Origin of the sequence: Streptomyces sp. NPDC127097 (genome assembly GCF_042724075.1) — a bacterium.
In the GTDB taxonomy this organism is placed as follows: domain Bacteria; phylum Actinomycetota; class Actinomycetes; order Streptomycetales; family Streptomycetaceae; genus Streptomyces.
Map to the genome: position 1 here is coordinate 13,425 of NZ_JBHXFI010000028.1, position 15,458 is coordinate 28,882.

At 73.2% G+C, this 15,458-nt stretch carries 17 protein-coding genes and 1 tRNA gene; 7 read left to right on the plus strand and 11 right to left on the minus strand.

The features are described from left to right. Positions 1-50 precede the first annotated feature (50 nt). The 5 genes from moaC to ACFWJW_RS21525 all read left to right on the plus strand — a co-directional run bounded on the left by moaC (position 51) and on the right by ACFWJW_RS21525 (position 2,996). On the plus strand, positions 51-533 hold the full coding sequence (moaC, locus tag ACFWJW_RS21505; RefSeq protein ID WP_387243589.1) for a cyclic pyranopterin monophosphate synthase MoaC: 483 nt from the start codon (positions 51-53) through the stop codon (positions 531-533). Further along, positions 530-1,033 carry a molybdenum cofactor biosynthesis protein B gene (locus ACFWJW_RS21510; protein WP_387243592.1) on the plus strand — a complete coding sequence of 168 codons (504 nt, stop codon included), beginning with the start codon at positions 530-532 and terminating at the stop codon, positions 1,031-1,033. The genes moaC and ACFWJW_RS21510 overlap by 4 nt, the downstream gene beginning before the upstream one ends. Continuing rightward, complete coding sequence (locus ACFWJW_RS21515) at positions 1,030-1,662, plus strand: GNAT family N-acetyltransferase (RefSeq protein ID WP_387243817.1); 633 nt, start codon at positions 1,030-1,032, stop codon at positions 1,660-1,662. Before ACFWJW_RS21510 ends, ACFWJW_RS21515 begins: the two co-directional genes overlap by 4 nt. Before the next feature lie 151 nt (positions 1,663-1,813). Continuing rightward, positions 1,814-2,848, plus strand: a complete 1,035-nt coding sequence (locus ACFWJW_RS21520; RefSeq protein WP_387243595.1) for a hypothetical protein — start codon at positions 1,814-1,816, stop codon at positions 2,846-2,848. Positions 2,849-2,923: 75 nt separating this feature from the next. Next, positions 2,924-2,996, plus strand: a tRNA-Ala gene (locus tag ACFWJW_RS21525). Between the two features lie 215 nt (positions 2,997-3,211). Here ACFWJW_RS21525 and ACFWJW_RS21530 read toward each other — a convergent pair. The 7 genes from ACFWJW_RS21530 to ACFWJW_RS21560 all read right to left on the minus strand — a co-directional run bounded on the left by ACFWJW_RS21530 (position 3,212) and on the right by ACFWJW_RS21560 (position 9,797). Further along, on the minus strand, positions 3,212-3,886 hold the full coding sequence (locus tag ACFWJW_RS21530) for a M23 family metallopeptidase (protein ID WP_387243598.1): 675 nt from the start codon (positions 3,884-3,886) through the stop codon (positions 3,212-3,214). Between the two features lie 262 nt (positions 3,887-4,148). Next, positions 4,149-5,432, minus strand: a complete 1,284-nt coding sequence (locus tag ACFWJW_RS21535; RefSeq protein WP_387243601.1) for a glycosyltransferase — start codon at positions 5,430-5,432, stop codon at positions 4,149-4,151. A 246-nt stretch (positions 5,433-5,678) separates the two neighbouring features. Continuing rightward, complete coding sequence (locus ACFWJW_RS21540) at positions 5,679-6,464, minus strand: MerR family transcriptional regulator (RefSeq protein ID WP_387243604.1); 786 nt, start codon at positions 6,462-6,464, stop codon at positions 5,679-5,681. A gap of 197 nt (positions 6,465-6,661) precedes the next feature. After that, positions 6,662-7,060: a GntR family transcriptional regulator gene (locus ACFWJW_RS21545; RefSeq protein ID WP_387243607.1), complete on the minus strand. Its 399-nt coding sequence runs from the start codon at positions 7,058-7,060 to the stop codon at positions 6,662-6,664. A gap of 169 nt (positions 7,061-7,229) precedes the next feature. Continuing rightward, positions 7,230-8,252, minus strand: a complete 1,023-nt coding sequence (locus ACFWJW_RS21550; RefSeq protein WP_387243610.1) for an ABC transporter permease — start codon at positions 8,250-8,252, stop codon at positions 7,230-7,232. Next, positions 8,249-9,178, minus strand: a complete 930-nt coding sequence (locus tag ACFWJW_RS21555) for an ABC transporter ATP-binding protein (protein WP_387243611.1) — start codon at positions 9,176-9,178, stop codon at positions 8,249-8,251. The genes ACFWJW_RS21550 and ACFWJW_RS21555 overlap by 4 nt, the downstream gene beginning before the upstream one ends. 133 nt (positions 9,179-9,311) lie before the next feature. Then, entirely contained in the window at positions 9,312-9,797 is a 486-nt protein-coding gene (locus ACFWJW_RS21560; RefSeq protein ID WP_387243614.1) for a GNAT family N-acetyltransferase, read from the minus strand. Between the two features lie 143 nt (positions 9,798-9,940). Here ACFWJW_RS21560 and ACFWJW_RS21565 point away from each other — a divergent pair, with 143 nt between their 5' ends. After that, positions 9,941-10,744, plus strand: coding sequence for an exodeoxyribonuclease III (locus ACFWJW_RS21565; RefSeq protein ID WP_387243618.1), 804 nt, complete (start codon positions 9,941-9,943; stop codon positions 10,742-10,744). A 60-nt stretch (positions 10,745-10,804) separates the two neighbouring features. Here the strand turns inward: ACFWJW_RS21565 and ACFWJW_RS21570 are convergent, their stop codons facing one another. The 3 genes from ACFWJW_RS21570 to ACFWJW_RS21580 all read right to left on the minus strand — a co-directional run bounded on the left by ACFWJW_RS21570 (position 10,805) and on the right by ACFWJW_RS21580 (position 12,223). Continuing rightward, complete coding sequence (locus ACFWJW_RS21570; protein ID WP_387243621.1) at positions 10,805-10,969, minus strand: hypothetical protein; 165 nt, start codon at positions 10,967-10,969, stop codon at positions 10,805-10,807. Next, on the minus strand, positions 10,966-11,520 hold the full coding sequence (locus tag ACFWJW_RS21575; protein WP_387243624.1) for a hypothetical protein: 555 nt from the start codon (positions 11,518-11,520) through the stop codon (positions 10,966-10,968). Before ACFWJW_RS21575 ends, ACFWJW_RS21570 begins: the two co-directional genes overlap by 4 nt. 190 nt (positions 11,521-11,710) lie before the next feature. Further along, positions 11,711-12,223 carry a stress protein gene (locus tag ACFWJW_RS21580; protein WP_387243626.1) on the minus strand — a complete coding sequence of 171 codons (513 nt, stop codon included), beginning with the start codon at positions 12,221-12,223 and terminating at the stop codon, positions 11,711-11,713. 416 nt (positions 12,224-12,639) lie between these two features. Between ACFWJW_RS21580 and ACFWJW_RS21585 the strand changes: the two genes are divergently transcribed. Further along, entirely contained in the window at positions 12,640-14,565 is a 1,926-nt protein-coding gene (locus ACFWJW_RS21585; RefSeq protein ID WP_387243629.1) for a BTAD domain-containing putative transcriptional regulator, read from the plus strand. Positions 14,566-14,590: 25 nt separating this feature from the next. On the opposite strand, the gene ACFWJW_RS21590 is transcribed toward ACFWJW_RS21585, so the two are convergent. Further along, entirely contained in the window at positions 14,591-15,397 is an 807-nt protein-coding gene (locus ACFWJW_RS21590; RefSeq protein WP_387243632.1) for a MerR family transcriptional regulator, read from the minus strand. Between the last annotated feature and the right edge of the window lie 61 nt (positions 15,398-15,458).

Consider the following 15,458-nt stretch of genomic DNA (forward strand, 5'->3'; position numbering starts at 1 on the left):
CCGGGGGTACGGTGTCGTCCCACAGGCGGCAGTTTGGTACCGGGAGAACGATGAGCAGCGGCCAGCAACACCTCACCCATCTCGACGCGGCGGGCGCGGCGCGGATGGTCGACGTCTCCGGGAAGGACGTCACCGCCCGCACCGCTCGCGCCCGCGGCCGCGTCCTGGTGTCATCGCAGGTCATCGAGCTGCTGCGGGGCGAGGGCATGCCCAAGGGCGATGCCCTCGCGACCGCCCGGATCGCCGGCATCATGGGCGCCAAGCGCACCCCCGACCTGATCCCGCTCTGCCACCCGCTGGCCGTCTCCGGCGTCAAGGTCGATCTCGCCGTCACCGACGAGGCCGTCGAGATCACCGCCACGGTCAAGACCACCGACCGCACCGGCGTCGAGATGGAGGCGCTGACCGCCGTCTCCGTCGCCGCGCTCACCGTCGTCGACATGATCAAGGCCGTCGACAAGGCCGCGGTGATCTCCGACATCCGCGTGGAGGAGAAGACCGGCGGCAAGTCCGGCGACTGGAGCCGGTCATGACCTCCGCCCGCGCCCTCGTCGTCACCGCCTCCAACCGCGCCGCGGCCGGCCTCTACGCCGACAAGAGCGGCCCGCTGCTCGCCGAGGGCCTGGCGGCCATGGGCTTCGAGGTGGACGGCCCGCAGGTGGTGCCCGACGGCGACCCGGTGGAGGCCGCCCTGCGCGGCGCCGTCTCCGCCGACCGGTACGCCGTCATCCTCACCACCGGCGGCACGGGCCTGTCACCCACCGACCGCACCCCCGAGGCCACCCGCCGGGTCCTGGACTACGAGGTCCCCGGCATCCCCGAGGCGATCCGCGCCGCCGGCCGCACGAAGGTCCCCACCGCCGCGCTCTCCCGCGGCCTGGCGGGCGTCGCCGGTACGACCCTGATCGTCAACCTCCCCGGCTCCTCCGGCGGGGTCCGCGACGGCCTCGCCGTCCTCACCGAGCTGCTGCCGCACGCCGTCGACCAGATCCGCGGCGGCGACCACCCCAGACCCTCCGGGAGCCCGAGCTGAACGCGCCCTGGCCGGTCATCCTGACGGACGGTGAGGTCACCCTCCGCCCGATAAGGGTGCGCGACCAACGGGCCTGGCGTGAGGTCAACCGCCGTAACCGCGACTGGCTGCGCCCCTGGGAAGCGACCATCCCGCCGCCCCCGCCCGGCCTCGCGCCGCCGCACCGCCCCACGTTCCGTCAGATGGTCCGCCATCTCCGCGGCGAGGCGCACGCCGGCCGGATGCTGCCGTTCGTCGTCGAATACCGCGGCCGGCTCGTCGGCCAGCTGACGGTCGCGGGTATCACCTGGGGCTCCATGTGCTCCGCCCATATCGGCTACTGGGTCGACCAGGAAGTCGCCGGCCGCGGTGTCATCCCGACGGCCGTGGCGCTCGCCGTCGACCACTGCTTCCGGGCCGTGGGCCTGCACCGCATCGAGATCTGCATTCGCCCGGAGAACATCCCCAGCCGCCGGGTGGTCGAAAAGCTCGGGTTCCGGGAAGAAGGCATCCGCCCGCGCTACCTTCACATCGACGGCGCCTGGCGCGACCACGCGGTTTTCGTCCTCACCGCGGAAGAGGTGCCCGAAGGTCTGGTCAACCGCTGGCGGCGGGGGAAACCGCGGACGCCCGGCGCACCCCACAAATAAAATAAATGTTCGAATGCATTCGCCGAATGACCGGATCGGCGGAGGAGCTGATCTCTACGATCACAAAAAAGTTCGAGATATCAGCCAGATCGTGCGACACACCGGCCCAATTGGCGGATGGCCCCATGCAAACCCCTCTACCGTGTGAGTTGTGAGAAGCAGCGGCCTCATCTACGCAGTCATCGTCGGGGCCTGGGCTGCCTATTTGGTGCCGATGTGGCTCCGTAGGCAGGACGAGCTCAACGAGGCCCGTCCGACCGAGCGCTTCAGCACCGCCATCCGGCTGCTGTCCGGACGCGCGGCGATGCAGCGCCGCTACGACAAGCGGCACGGGGAGTACCCCGCCGACGATGCGGGCGACGAAGCGGACCCGGACGCTCCGGCCGACGAGGCCGCCGCCCGGGCCTTCGGCGACCCCGCTGCGGACCCGGCCGAGGCCGGCCACACCCGGGTGCAGGCCGCCCCGCCGCGCCCCTCCGCCGCCGAGCGGACCAAGCGCGCCAAGGTCCTCGCCCGCCGCCGTCGCACCATCACCATCCTGTTCCTCACCTTCACCATCGGCGCCATCGTCGCCGCGGTCGGCGGCCTCCCCTTCCTCTGGGCCCCCGCCCTCCCCGCCCTCCTCCTGACCGCGTACATCATTTACCTGCGCGCCCAGGAGCGGCGGCGCTTCACCTTCACCATGGACCGGCGCAAGGCGGAGGCGGCGGCCCAGCGACTGCGGGAGGGCCGGCGCCGCCCTCCGCAGGCGGCCGACCAGCCGCCCGCCGACGAGCACCCGGCCGAGCCCGGCCTTGACACCCCGGCCGAGGCCGCCCCGGAGCCGCCCCGCCCCGCGACCCCCGCCCATACCGCGGGCCGCCGCGCCCTGGTGGAGGAGACCGACCACGCCGAGTGGGTCGACCAGCAGCGCGAACGCGAGCGCCCCGCGGCCGGCAGCTGGGAGCCGGTCCCGGTCCCCCTCCCCACCTACGTCACCGCCCCGGTCGCCCCGCGCGCCACCAGCCATGTCGACCTGGACGCCGAAGACGCCTGGAGCTCCGCCCGCTCCAGCGCCGCCGCCGACCACCCCCACCACGACCCCCAAGCGGACCGCCCCACCCACCCCGGCCGCCGCACCCGCGGCCGAACCCCCCTCTTCGACCAGTACGAGGACGAGGACCGCCCGCGCGCGGCGAACGAGTGACGGCCCTCCGCTGACCAGCACCGGAAGCGATTTCCGAGCACCGCGACCGAGATGCTAGAGTTTCACTCGTCGCAAGGGCCTGTGGCGCAGCTGGTAGCGCACCTCGTTCGCAACGAGGGGGTCAGGGGTTCGAATCCCCTCAGGTCCACAGCACGTCAAAGCCCCCGCCGGGGATATCCGGTGGGGGCTTTTTCGTGCGTTGCGCCTGTCGCGTCGCCGGTGTCGGGACGCCAACCGCTGCTCCCGGAGCTGCCGCTCGGCCTTGCGGGTCTCGGAGAGTGAGGAGCCCGGCCGACGATCACTCCAGTGTGCGGGCTGAGGGGGACTCAGAGGGGGTGGGGTGGGGGCCTGTCGGTGGTGGGGCTAGCGGCGGTGGCGGTGAGGGTGGTGGGGGTGGTGGTGATGATGACGGTTGCTGTGGCTGTGGCTGTGGCTGTGGCCGTGGACGTGGCGGTGGTGGTGCTTGGCGCGGTGGTGGTGGCGGGGGGAGTGTGAGGCGCGGGTGGGGTGGGTGAGGAGGATGCCGCGTTTGGCCAGGTAGGGGAGGGGGTTGATGTCCGAGCCGTAGTGGCGGGCGGTGCGGACCTCGAAGTGGAGGTGGGGGCCGGTGGCGCGGCCGGTGGCGCCGCTGTAGCCGAGGTGGGTGCGGGCGCGGACCTTCTGGCCGGGGCGGACCGTGATGCGGGAGAGGTGGCCGAAGAGGGTGTAGTGGCCGTCGTTCATCCGGATCGTCACGGCCTTCCCGTAGGCGCCCGATCTTTTGGCGAGGACTACGGTGCCGGAGCCCACGGACCTGACCTTGGTCCCGGCGCGGACGGCGAGGTCGATGCCCGTGTGGTGACCGGCCTGCCAGCTGCCGCGGACGCCGTAGGGCGAGCTGATGCGGTGGCGGGCCTTCGTGGGGTGGTCCCAGGTGCCGGCCGGGGCGGCGAGGGCCGCCTGGGAGGCCGCCAGGGCGAGGACGCAGCTCGTGGCCGTCGGGGCTATGGCGAGCAGCAGCATTCTGCGCAGCGGGGTGCTTTTGCGGAACGTGGTCATAGTTGCGAGCCCACGCCTGGTGGCGGGCGCGCGCATCCCGGGGCGGGGCGCCGGGCCGCCGAACGGGTGGCTGAGCGTCGGCCGGGCGGGTTCTGTTCGGGCGGCCGGCGGGAGACGAGTCCGGGCGGGCGACGGGCGGGGGCGAGTTCGGGCGGACGGCGGGCGACGGGGGCGAGCTCGGACGGGCAGCGGGCAGCGGGCGACGGCCGGCGGGCGGGGGATGAGCTCGGGCAGGTGCCGGCCGGGCGGGGCCGGTGGTCGCTCAGGCCGGCGGGTGTTCGGCTGCTGTCAGGTGCTCGACTGTCTTGAGGACCTCGGTGGCGCCGTCCTCGGTGGCGAGGCGGTGGGCGGCGGCGAGGGCGTGGTCGCGGCGGGCCGGGGCCTCGGTGGCCTGGGTGAGGGCGTGGGAGAGGCGGGCTACGGCGCGGTCGCCGGACAGTTCCTTGAAGGGGATCGGGGCGGTGGCGACGCCCAGGGCGGCCAGGCGGGCGGCCCAGAAGGGCTGGTCGGCGGTGACCGGGACCGGGATGGTGGGGACGCCGGCGCGGACGCCCGCGGCGGCGGTGCCGGCGCCGCAGTGGTGCACCACCGCGGCCATCCGGGGGAAGAGGAGGGCGTGCGGGACCTCGCCGATGGTGAGGAGGTCGGCGTCCGTGGAGGGGTGCCCGGCGGACAGGCCGGCCCAGCCGGACTGGAGGATGCCGCGGACCTTGGCGCGGCGCAGCGCGGCCGCCGCGAGCGCGCTCAGCCGCTCGCCCGCGCCGCCCGCCATGCTGCCGAAGCCGACGAACACCGGGGGCGGGCCCGCGGCGAGGAAGTCCTCGACGACAGGCGGGAGTCGGTCGTCCGGCGCATGCCAGGGCCACCAGTTCCCCACGATGTCGAGGCCGGGGCGCCAGTCCGTGGGGCGGGGCACCAGGACCTCGCTGAAGCCGTGCAGGACCGGGCGGCCGGCGGCTTCGGCGCGGCGGCGGACCGTACGGGGTGTGGCGGGCGGCAGTCCGAGGCGGGCGCGCAGCTCGCGGGTCGCGTCGGCGTAGAGGCGGTCGATGACGCGGAGGGAGAGCCGGCCGGCGGCGCGGTTGCCCCAGCGGCCCAGTGAGCGGCCGCCGCTGACCACCGGGGCGAAGTCGCCGGTGGGGGCGCCGGGCACGAGGGGCAGGTCCAGGAACGGGATGCCCCGCGCCTCCGCGAGGTGGTGGCCGAGCGGGGCGGTGGTGGCGGAGAGCAGGAGCAGGCCGGTGTCCTCGCGGGCGGCGTCGGCGAGGCCGGTGCCCAGCTCCCTGATGAAGGCGGCGGCCTGGCGCATCAGGTCGCGGTTGCCGCCGGGGCTTGAGGGCCGGCCCGGCTCGGTGGCGGTGCGGCGGGTGCGGGGGTCGGCCGGCAGCCGGCGGAACTCCAGGCCGGCGGCCCGTACGAGCGTGGCGTAGCTGTCGTGGGTGGCGAGGGCGACCTCGTGGCCGGCCGCGCGGAGCCGGGCGCCCAGGCCGGTGTACGGGGCGATGTCGCCGTACGATCCGGCGGCCGTGATCAGGATCTTTGTCATGGAGCGGTCAACTTTCTCCGGGTCGGGTGGTGTGGGCGCATGCGCCGGGGGGCGGGCGTGCCGGGTACGGCGGACAGAGCGGGTACGGCGGGCAGGGCGATGCGGCGGATGCGGTGAGCCCTCGCGACCGGCCGCCGCCCGGCGGTTGCTTCCGGGCGGGCGGCTGCCCGGCACCCCCGGGACCGGGCAGCTGCCCGCCCCTCGGCCCGCCCCTCGCCCCCCCCCGTACGGGCAGCCGCCCGCCCCTCAGCCCCCGGCGCCCGGCGACTGGCGGACCGCGTTGGCGTGTACGGCGGTGCGCAGGTACGGGGCGAGGCCGGGGCGTTGTTCGGTGGGTGGGACGAGCAGGGCGAAGGCGCGGGGGTCGGTGGCGAAGTCGTCGGCGATCCGGGTGTGCATGTCGGTGGGGCACGGGGTGAACCAGCGGGCGATGTGCCGGCGGTGTTCCTCCGCGAGGTCCATGGCGGGGGTGCCGTCCGGCGGCTCCCCGGCGTCGAAGGCCGCGCGGAGCCGGAGGCGCCAGTCGGCGGCCTCGGCCATGATCGTCGCCCAGTCCTCCTTGGAGTGCGCGGCGGCCCGCGCCATCGAGCGCTGATGGCCCTCGCGGTGCTGCCACTTGAGGTGGGCCTGGGTGGCGTAGGTGAGGTCGAAGGTCACCTCGCCGAAGACCTCGAACCGCTCCTCGGGGGTCAGCTCCACGCCGGTCTGCTGGACCTCCATGGCGTGTTCGGCGACCTCGACCAGCCGTCGCAGCTTGGTGATCTGGTCGTTGAGGAGGCGGTGCCGGGCGCGGAGGTGGTCCAGGGCGTTGGCCTGAGGGTCCTCCAGGATGGTGGCGATCTCGTCGAGGGGGAAGCCGAGTTCCCGGTAGAAGAGGATCTGCTGGAGCCGCGCGAGGTCGGCATCGCTGTAGAGGCGATAGCCGGCGGGGCTGCGGTCACTGGGGGAGAGCAGGCCGGATGTGTCGTAGTGGTGCAGGGTCCGCACCGTGATCCCCGCGAAGCCGGAGACCTGCCCGACCGAGTAGCTCATCGCAGCGCCTTTCGTCCCGTCATGTCCGGCCGGACCGCGGTCTTCCGGTGGTGAGGTCACCGGTGGCCGGGGCCGTGCCGTGGCTTCAGCGTGCGGCCTGACGTCGCGTGAGGGTCAAGCGGGGCGGGGCGGGTGCCGGGGCGCCCCGCCCCGTCCGGGCCGTTCGGGGAGGACGGGCGCCGGGCCCGTCCGCCGGCTCAGCCGTCCGCCGGGTACCGGTCCTGGAGCACCGAGGTCACCAGCGCCTGGACGTCCTCCCGGTCCAGGCCCTCGGCGCGGGCCCGGTCCATCCAGGAGCGGAGTTCCTCGCGGAGCAGGGCGTCCGCGGCGGACTCGGGGCGGGCGAGCGTACGGCTGACGAAGGTGCCGAGGCCGGGGCGCGGTTCGACCAGGCCCTCCCGCTCCAGCTCGCGGTACGCCTTGAGGGTCGTATTGGGGTTGACCTTGGTCGTGGCGGCCACCTGGGCGGCGGTCGGCAGCCGGTCGCCCTCCACCAGGACGCCCAACCGCAGTGCCTGCTGGACCTGTTGGACGATCTGGAGGTAGGTGGCTACACCGCTGCGACGGTCGATCCGGAACTCGACGACGCTCACCACCTCTCTGCTTCTTCCGGCCGTGCCGTCCTGGGGGCCGCCGGGGCCGGGCTGCCCGACCGCTTGATGATCAGGCCGGCCGTCCCGGGTGTCAAAGCGCCGCCCGGGGCGTGCCCCGTACGGTATGGACCCGCGGCCGCCCGCCCGTATCGGCCGTCGCGCGGCTGCCCGTTCAGAGCGGCCGCCGTTGTGCCCGCCAGACGACGCACGCCAGCACCACGGCGGCCAGCGCCAGCAGGAGCGCCGCGCCCCGCCACTGCATGCCGGACAGCTGCCCGTAGTCGAAGTACTGGGTCACCCGGTTGACGATGCCCAGCTTGGCCCGGCAGGCATCGGCCTCGCCGCCGTTGACGCAGGTGCCGAAGCCGTAGAGCTTGCCGTCCGCGGTGGACACCCAGTCGTCCATCCGTACGGCGTCGAACGGCAGGCGGGGGCCGTTGTCGGAGTCGTACGGGTAGCTGACGCTGCGCAGGGTGCCGAGCCGGGGGCGTACCTGCTCGGCCCAGAGCACGCCGGCGACCGTGGCCAGGAGGGCGGTGGCCGCCATGGCCGGCACCACCCGCTTGATCAGCATGCCGAGGGCGATCCCGCAGGAGGTCAGGAACAGGGTCATGGCGACCGGGACGGGGCCGGTGCTGTCGAAGGGGCCGTCCGCCAGCCAGTCGCCGGTCGCGATCAGCCCGTGGGCCGGGGTCCACAGCCAGGTGAAGAGGGCCGACAGCAGGGTGGTGCACAGCACCGCGACGGCCAGCGGCAGGCCGAGCGTGGCGGCGATCCAGCGGCCGCGGCTCACCGACTGGGTGGTGACCAGCGTGAGGGTGCCGTGCTCCTGCTCGCCCGCGATCAGCGGTGCGCCGAGGAAGACGCCGATGACGACGGGCAGGTAACGCATGAAGCTGAGGTCGCTGTCGAACGCCGAGCCGTAGCTGTTCCGGAACGCGGTGACCAGCTGTTCGTCGGGGCCGCCGGGCGAGGTGCCGTGGGTGTGCAGGAAGCCCTGTACGCCGATGCGCTGGTAGGCGAACGCGGCACAGCCCACGACGGTGGCCAGCAGGAGGGTGCGCAGCACGGTGCGGTGCCGGTGCCAGACCAGCCAGGGCAGGCCGTGCAGCGGACCGCGGCGGCCGCCGGCCGTACCGGCCGGGCCGTCCTCCTCGGCCGCGGCGGCAGGGCCGGAGGTGTGGGTCGTGCTCATGCCGCGGCTTCACCCGCTCCGCCGGCGCCGGCCCCGTCCATGACGAGGGTGGGGGCGTCGGGTGAGCGCAGATAGGCCAGCAGGACCTCCTCCATGCTCGGCGACAGCACCTCCCAGCTGTCGGAGAACGGCCCGCCGCTGCGGACCAGGGCGCTGAACTGCCGCCCGCTGACCCGGGATTCGACCACGGTGTGGTGCCGGCGCAGCTCTTCGGGCACCCCGTCGTCCCCCTCGGCGACGCCCGTCACCAGCAGGTGGGCGGGGATCAGGTCATCGGTCTGGCCGGCCATCCGCAGCCGGCCCTCGGCGAGGACGACGAGGTAGTCACACATGACCTCGATCTCGGAGAGCATGTGGGACGACATCAGGACGGTGGTGCCGTGCTCGGCGGCCTCGGCCACCAGCAGCCCGGACAGCTCGTGCCGGGCGAGCGGGTCGAGGTCGGACATCGGCTCGTCGAGCAGCAGCAGCTCGGGCCGCTTGCCGAAGGCGAGGGCGAAGGCGACGCGGGTGCGCTGGCCGCCCGAGAGGGTGCCGATACGGGCGCTGAGCGGCACCTTGCCGGACCGCACGATCCGCTCGGCCAGCGCCTGGTCCCAGCGCGGGTTGAGCTCACGGCCCAGCCGTAGCGTCTCGGCCACCGTGAAGCGGGGGTAGAGCGGCTTGTCCTGGGCGAGGAAGGCGATCCGGGGCAGCACGGCCGGGTCGGTGACCGGGACGCCGAACAGCTTCAGGGTGCCGGTGGTCGGCTGCACCAGCCGGGTCGCGGTGCCCAGGAAGGTGCTCTTGCCGGCGCCGTTGGGGCCGACGAGGGCGCAGATGTGGCCCGCCGGGAGCCGGAAGGAGCAGTCCCGCAGCGCCCAGCCGCGGAGGTACTTCTTCCCCAGTCCTTCGGCCTCGATGGCCCATGGGCTCGGGTCGCTCACCCGGATCCCCCCTTTAGCTAGTTGATTAGTGGAATGAGTATGGGGAGCGGTGCGGAGACATGTCAACAATGGGCGGGCTCGGGTGGCGGGGCAGCCCTCCGCCCGCGCGGGGCGGTCGGCTGCCCCGGCTGCCTCAGCCCTCCGCCACCAGCGCCTTCGCCATACAGCGGCTGTCCTCGTACGTCCGGTACAGACCGAACTTCTCGACCAGCACATAGCCGCTGGAGGCGTACAGCTCCAGCGCCTCCGGCTGTTTGATCCCGGTCTCCAGCACCATCCGGGAGCGCCCCGCGGCCCGGGCGTCGGCCTCCAGGACGGCCAGGATCCGCCGGGCCAGCCCCCGCCCGCGCGCCTCCGGGAGCACGAACATCCGCTTGATCTCGGCGTCGCCGACCGCGTACCCCTCCGCCGCGTCCTCCTGCCGCCGCCATCCGCCGGTGGCCAGCGGGCGGGTGCCGTCGTACGCGATCAGATACGTGCCGTGCGGCGGGGTGAACATCTCCGGAGTGAGCGGGGTGATGTCGCCCTCGTCGCCGTAGCGCCAGGCGTACTCCTGCTGCACCAGCGCGTCGAGGGCGACCGCGTCGGGGTGGTCATAGCGGACCGGACGTATCTCCATTCCAGAAAGCGTACGGGCGGGCGGGCGCCGGGCGCGACGAGGCGGGGGCCGCGGCCCGCGCGGCCCGGACGCCCGGGGGTGTGGGAGCCTGACCCCTGGCCCGAGGCGATGTGATGGGGCCGGGAAAGGGCTGGGTGAGGGTTGTGTACACCGTGACCTCGGTGAATGTGAACGGGCTGCGCGCCGCCGCCAAGAAGGGCTTCGTCCCGTGGCTGGCGGAGACCGCGGCGGATGTGCTGTGCCTGCAAGAGGTCCGCGCCGAGACCGCCCAGCTCCCGGACGAGGTGCGCGAGCCCGCGGGCTGGTACACCGTGCACGCCCCGGCGGCCGCCAAGGGCCGGGCCGGCGTCTCGCTCTACACCCGGCGGGAGCCGGACCGCGTCCAGGTCGGCTTCGGCTCGGCGGAATTCGACACCAGCGGGCGCTATGTCGAGGCGGACCTGCCCGGGGTGACCGTCGCCAGCCTCTATCTCCCCTCCGGGGAGGTCGGCACGGAGCGGCAGGACGAGAAGGAACGCTTCATGGCGGAGTTCCTGCCGTACCTGGTCGGGCTGCGCAAGCGGGCCGCGGCGGACGGCCGTGAGGTGGTGGTGTGCGGTGACTGGAACATCGCGCACCAGGAGGCCGACCTGAAGAACTGGAAGGCCAACCGGAAGAAGGCCGGATTCCTCCCGGAGGAGCGCGCCTGGCTGACCGATGTCCTGGACGGGACCCGCGGCGGCTACGTGGACGTCGTCCGCGCCCTGCACCCGGACACCGAGGGCCCGTACTCGTGGTGGTCGTACCGGGGCCGCGCCTTCGACAACGACGCGGGCTGGCGGATCGACTACGCCATGGCCACGCCCGGTCTCGCCCGGCGTGCGGTGAAGGCGTATGTGGAGCGGGCGGCCAGTCATGACCAGCGGTGGTCGGACCATGCGCCGGTGACGGTGGTCTTCGCACGGTAGGGAGCTCTCGCGAGGGCCCGGGGGCCTCGGTCTCCCTGCCGTCATGCCGGGCCTTCGTGCCTAATTGCCCGGAGGCTCTTTGTGCTTCCCTCTCAGGTGCGCCGCCAGCTTGCCGAGGGCGTCACGGACGGCCTCCGAGGAACTCGCGCTGAAGAAGGAGCCGACCACGGCAATGGCGGCCGAAGCGAAGGTGGCGATGGCGGAGAAGTATTCGAACCCGGTCACGGTGACACCTCCAATTCGCACAGGTACGTGGTCCACCCGGTGCTGACCAAGGTGGCGCCGAGCAGGACCAGGGACTGCCGTCCCAGCGCGACCTGGTCCACTCCCGACGTTTCGGTGCCCGCCGCCAGGAAAGTCACGAGTGCCAGCACGACGATGTTGAACACGCTCCACAGCTTGAGTGCTCTCGGCATTTTTCCCTCGGTGCGCATCAGCGCCTGACCAATGGCCGTGGCGGTTAATCCCATACAGACGATGTAGAGGTCCGCCCGGCTGGCCAGCTCGTACAGTCCCGGATTCTGGTGTCCCTTCTGGGTGAGCCCCTGAAGGAACCTGGCGACGGTCGGGAGTACCGCGAAGATGACGGCGAAGACGAACCACAGGCCGAGTTTCTCCAGCGCTTTGTGGCGGGCCGCTTTGAGGGCCGCGGGGTCGGCCGCCGGGGCCCCGGAGCCGTTCCACAGGCCGCCGCCGAGCGCGGGTGCGTTGCCGATCGCCCCGCCCGTTCCGGCCGGCGCGCCGTCTCCCGGCGGGGGTGTTGGCGCATCGGTCATTCACGGCCCCCTCGATGTCTCCCGGCTCATGGCGATCTGAGCCGTGCCGCGTCGGTGCGTGTCCACGTTTACACCAACTCGGCCCGGGCCGGGGGCGGTTTCGGCGGGTGTCCCGGGCCGCCGCGGCAGCAAAACGGCCCGCCGGGGATTCCGGCGGGCCGTCAAGCTGGGGGGTGGTGCGGGTGTGGCGTCAGGAGACGCGGGAGAACTTCACGTAGCCACCGTTGTCGGGACGCTCGAAGACGCCGCGGAAGGCCCAGTTGATGTAGCCGCCGTCGCCCTGGTTCGTGAACTCGCCGTCCTCGAAGACCCAGATGCCGTAGACGACACCGTCGTAGGTGGCGGTGCCGAAGGACTGCACACCGTTGAAGTGGTCCTCGTAGGGCTGGCTCAGGTTGTGGACCATGACGTTGTACTTGCCGCCGGCCGCGTAGAACGCCGACTCCATGAAGCTCTTGACGAAGCCCTCACGGTTCTGCGCGGTCTTGATCGACGCCTCGATCTTGTTGGCGATGCCGAGCACGTCGACGTTCATGTTGAGGTTCGCGTTGGCACCGACGCTGACCGGCGACTCGCCCGCCGCGGCGGCGGGAGCCGCGGGCGCCGCCGACGCGGTCGCCGGGAAGGCGACGGCCGTGCCGGCCAGGGCGGCGCACAGGGCCGCCACGGCAACGCCGTGCTTCACGAGGTTCTTCTGGGACATGGTTCTCCTCCATGGGTACGGATGGCATGCCTCTCCGGCCCCCTGCGGGTGGCGGGGACCGGAGAGGTGGCCCGGACGGCCGCGGGGGAAAGCGGCGGTCACCGGCACGGAAGCGATGTTTCACGGCGGCGCTCATGATCCGCTCACAATGTGATCATGTCCGCCGCCGGCAGTCCCGCGCCTTTCCTTGACATTGCGTCAATTCGCGTGCGGTGTCCGCATAGTGAGAGCGGCTGAGACAAACGGAACCTTGTGTTCCCGTCGGCGGTCTTTCTGGAAAAAGAGGCGATTTGCCGTGCCTGCGTCGACGGCGTGAAATCGAGGTCACAATGGTTCAGTTGCGGCTACTAGGGCCGGTTGAAATCGAGGTGAACAATGGGCGGCTGCTGAGCCTGGGAACGGGCCGCCTGCGTACCGTGGCCGCGATTCTGATCAGCGAGGTCAATCAGGTGATCCCGGTCGGCAGAATGATCGACCTGGCCTGGGACACGGACCCGCCGGCCAGAGCCAGAGGCGTGGTCCACAACCATGTGCACCGCTTGCGGCGGCTGCTGGTCGGCCAGGCCGAGATCGCCACCCGCGGCCAGGGGTATGTGCTGCTCGCCGATCCGTGTGCGGTGGACGTCAACCGGTTCCGGTATCTGGTGTCCAGTGCCCACGAGGCCGAGCCGCGGACCGCCGTCGCGAAGCTGCGCCAGGCCCTCGGGCTGTGGCGGGGCGAGGCGCTGGCGGATGTGCCCGGCGAACGGGTGCGGCGGGCGCTGGGCATCGGGCTGACCCAGGCGAGGGTGGCGGCGCTCCAGGAGCTCGGGGGCAAGCTGCTGCTGCTCGGCCGGTACGGGGAGCTGATCACGGAGCTGATGGCCTGGCTCGCCGAGCATCCCCTGCACGAGGAGCTGACCGCGCTGCTGATGCGCGCGCTTCAGGCGAGCGGCAGACAGGCCGAGGCCCTCGATCACTATCACCGCACCCGACGGCATCTGAAGGACCAGTTGGGCATCGATCCCGGCCCGGCCCTCCGTGAGACCTATCTGGCGGTGCTGGACGGGACGCCCGCGGGCAGCCCGCCGTTCGCCGGTCGGACGTCGGCCGGTCCCGGTCCCGGTCCCGGTTCCGGCCCCCGTGCGGGCTCCGGCCCCGGCCCGGGTTCCGGCCCCCGTCCGCGCTCCGGCCCCGGCCCGGGTCCCGGTCCGGCCGTCCCGTACGGTCCCGCCGTCCCCTACGGCCCCGCCGTCCCGTACGGGTCCGGCCCCCCGTCGGCTCCGCCCCCGGCCGTGGCCCAACTCCCGCCCCGTATAGCCGACTTCTGCGGACGGGTGCGGGAGGCCGTCGCGCTGGACCAGCAGCTGGACCGGCTGCCGCGGCCGGACTGTGTGGTGCTCACGGGCGCCGGAGGCACCGGCAAGACCACGCTGGCGGTGCACTGGGCGCACTCCCACAAGGACGAGTTCCCCGACGGGCAGCTCTTCGCCGACCTGCGGGGCTTCGAGCGTCCCCCGATGCGGCCGGCCACCGTACTGGCCATGTTTCTGCGGGCGTTGGGGGTGCCGGAGGCAAGGATCCCCGAACCCCTGGCGGAGCGCTCGGCGCTGTACCGCTCGCTGCTCGCCGGCCGGCGGATGCTCGTCGTGCTGGACAACGCCGGCACGGCCGAGCAGGCGCGCCCGCTGCTGCCCGCGACCCCGGGCTGTCTGGCGGTGGTGACCAGCCGGCGGCGGCTGAGCGGGCTGGTGGTCCGCGACGGGGCGGCCCTGCTCACGGTGGGGCCGTTCGCCGCGGAGGACGCCCTGGAGCTGCTGGGCAACGCGCTGGGCCGGTCCCGCGTCGCGGCGGACCGGGACGCCGCGCGGGCGCTCGTCGAGCGGTGCGACAGACTGCCGCTGGCGCTGCGGATCGCCGCCGCCCGGCTGATGGCGCACCCCGACTGGTCGCTGGGGCACTGGACGGCGAAGCTGGCCGATGAGCGGCGCCGGCTCCAGGAGCTGTCCGCGCACGACGCCGATCTGGCGGTGGAGGCCAGCCTCTATCTCAGCTATCGCGCGCTGTCGAGCGGGGCCGCCCGGCTGTTCCGCCTGCTCGGGCTGCACCCCGGCCCGGACGTGGACGTGCCCGCCGCCGTGGCACTGGCCGGACGAGATCCGGAACGCACCCACCGCCACCTCGCCGAACTGGGCGACGCGCACCTGATCCAGGAGCAGGCGCAGGGGTCCTACGTACGGACCGATCTGGTGCGCATCTACGCCGAGCAGCGCGTCGCGGTCGAGGAGACGCCGACCGAGCGGGACCTGGCCCGGCAGCGGCTGCGCGACCACATGGCGCGCTACGGGCCGGGGCGGTGCTGAGCCGCGGCCGCCCGGCGGCCCGCGGTCACGTCTCCTCGCCGCCCGCCTCGCGCCGCCACTGCGCCAGCTCCGCCCGGACGCGGCGGTCCATGGCCATCGAGAGCTCGGCCTCGACCACGCCCTTGGAGAGCGGGCGGAGCTTTTCGATGGTCTCGCCGATGCGGTCGACCTCCTGGGGGCCGACGTCCTCGCACGCCGCGATGCGGCTGAGGACGTCGGAGAGGAGGTGGGTGCGGATGAGGTCGGTGAAGACGTCGGCGAGGGCGTCGGCGTGGGCGCGTACCTGGCGGCCGGCTTCCAGGACGGCGGCCAACGGGATGCCCTGGTGGACGAGTTCGGTGGAGGCGTCCAGGAGGCGGCGGCTGATGTGGACGAACTCGTCGCCGTCGACGGCGAGATAGCCGAGGTCCAGGGACGTGCTGAGGTTCTCGGCGGTGATGTCCTCGCTGAAATGGTCGGCGAGTTCCTCGGGGGTGAGGCGGACCGGGGTCTCCTCGGACCAGGGCGGGACCAGGGGGTTCTCCAGGCCGAGGAGTTCGCCCACGTCGCGGCCGGTGTCGAAGGCCGAGAGGAGCTCGGCGATGCCGCCGAGGGTGTGGCCGCGGTCCAGGAGGGCGCCGATGGTGCGCAGCCGGGCGAGGTGGTGCTCGTTGTACCAGGCGATCCGGCCCTCGCGGCGCGGTGGCGGGATGAGCTTGCGCTCGCGGTAGAAGCGCAGCGTACGGACCGTGATGCCGGCTTCCTCGGCCAGCTCGGCCATCCGGAATTCGCGCGCGGCGCGGTGGCCCGCGGGCTCCGTCCGCTCGTCCTGGGGGTTCTCGTTCGCTGCCACGGACTCAGCCTATGCCGGGGGTGTGACGCGGGTCCGGCGGACGACCCGGCGTGCGACCGGC

Coding starts and splice junctions, on each gene's coding strand:
- ACFWJW_RS21540 (WP_387243604.1), bottom strand. CDS start 6,464: ATGAGCTACTCGGTCGGGCAGGTCTCCGGCTTCGCGGGGATCACGGTG.
- ACFWJW_RS21530 (WP_387243598.1), bottom strand. CDS start 3,886: ATGACCACGTTCCGCAAAAGCACCCCGCTGCGCAGAATGCTGCTGCTC.
- moaC (WP_387243589.1), top strand. CDS start 51: ATGAGCAGCGGCCAGCAACACCTCACCCATCTCGACGCGGCGGGCGCG.
- ACFWJW_RS21575 (WP_387243624.1), bottom strand. CDS start 11,520: ATGACCGATGCGCCAACACCCCCGCCGGGAGACGGCGCGCCGGCCGGA.
- ACFWJW_RS21560 (WP_387243614.1), bottom strand. CDS start 9,797: ATGGAGATACGTCCGGTCCGCTATGACCACCCCGACGCGGTCGCCCTC.
- ACFWJW_RS21580 (WP_387243626.1), bottom strand. CDS start 12,223: ATGTCCCAGAAGAACCTCGTGAAGCACGGCGTTGCCGTGGCGGCCCTG.
- ACFWJW_RS21535 (WP_387243601.1), bottom strand. CDS start 5,432: ATGACAAAGATCCTGATCACGGCCGCCGGATCGTACGGCGACATCGCC.
- ACFWJW_RS21510 (WP_387243592.1), top strand. CDS start 530: ATGACCTCCGCCCGCGCCCTCGTCGTCACCGCCTCCAACCGCGCCGCG.
- ACFWJW_RS21550 (WP_387243610.1), bottom strand. CDS start 8,252: ATGAGCACGACCCACACCTCCGGCCCTGCCGCCGCGGCCGAGGAGGAC.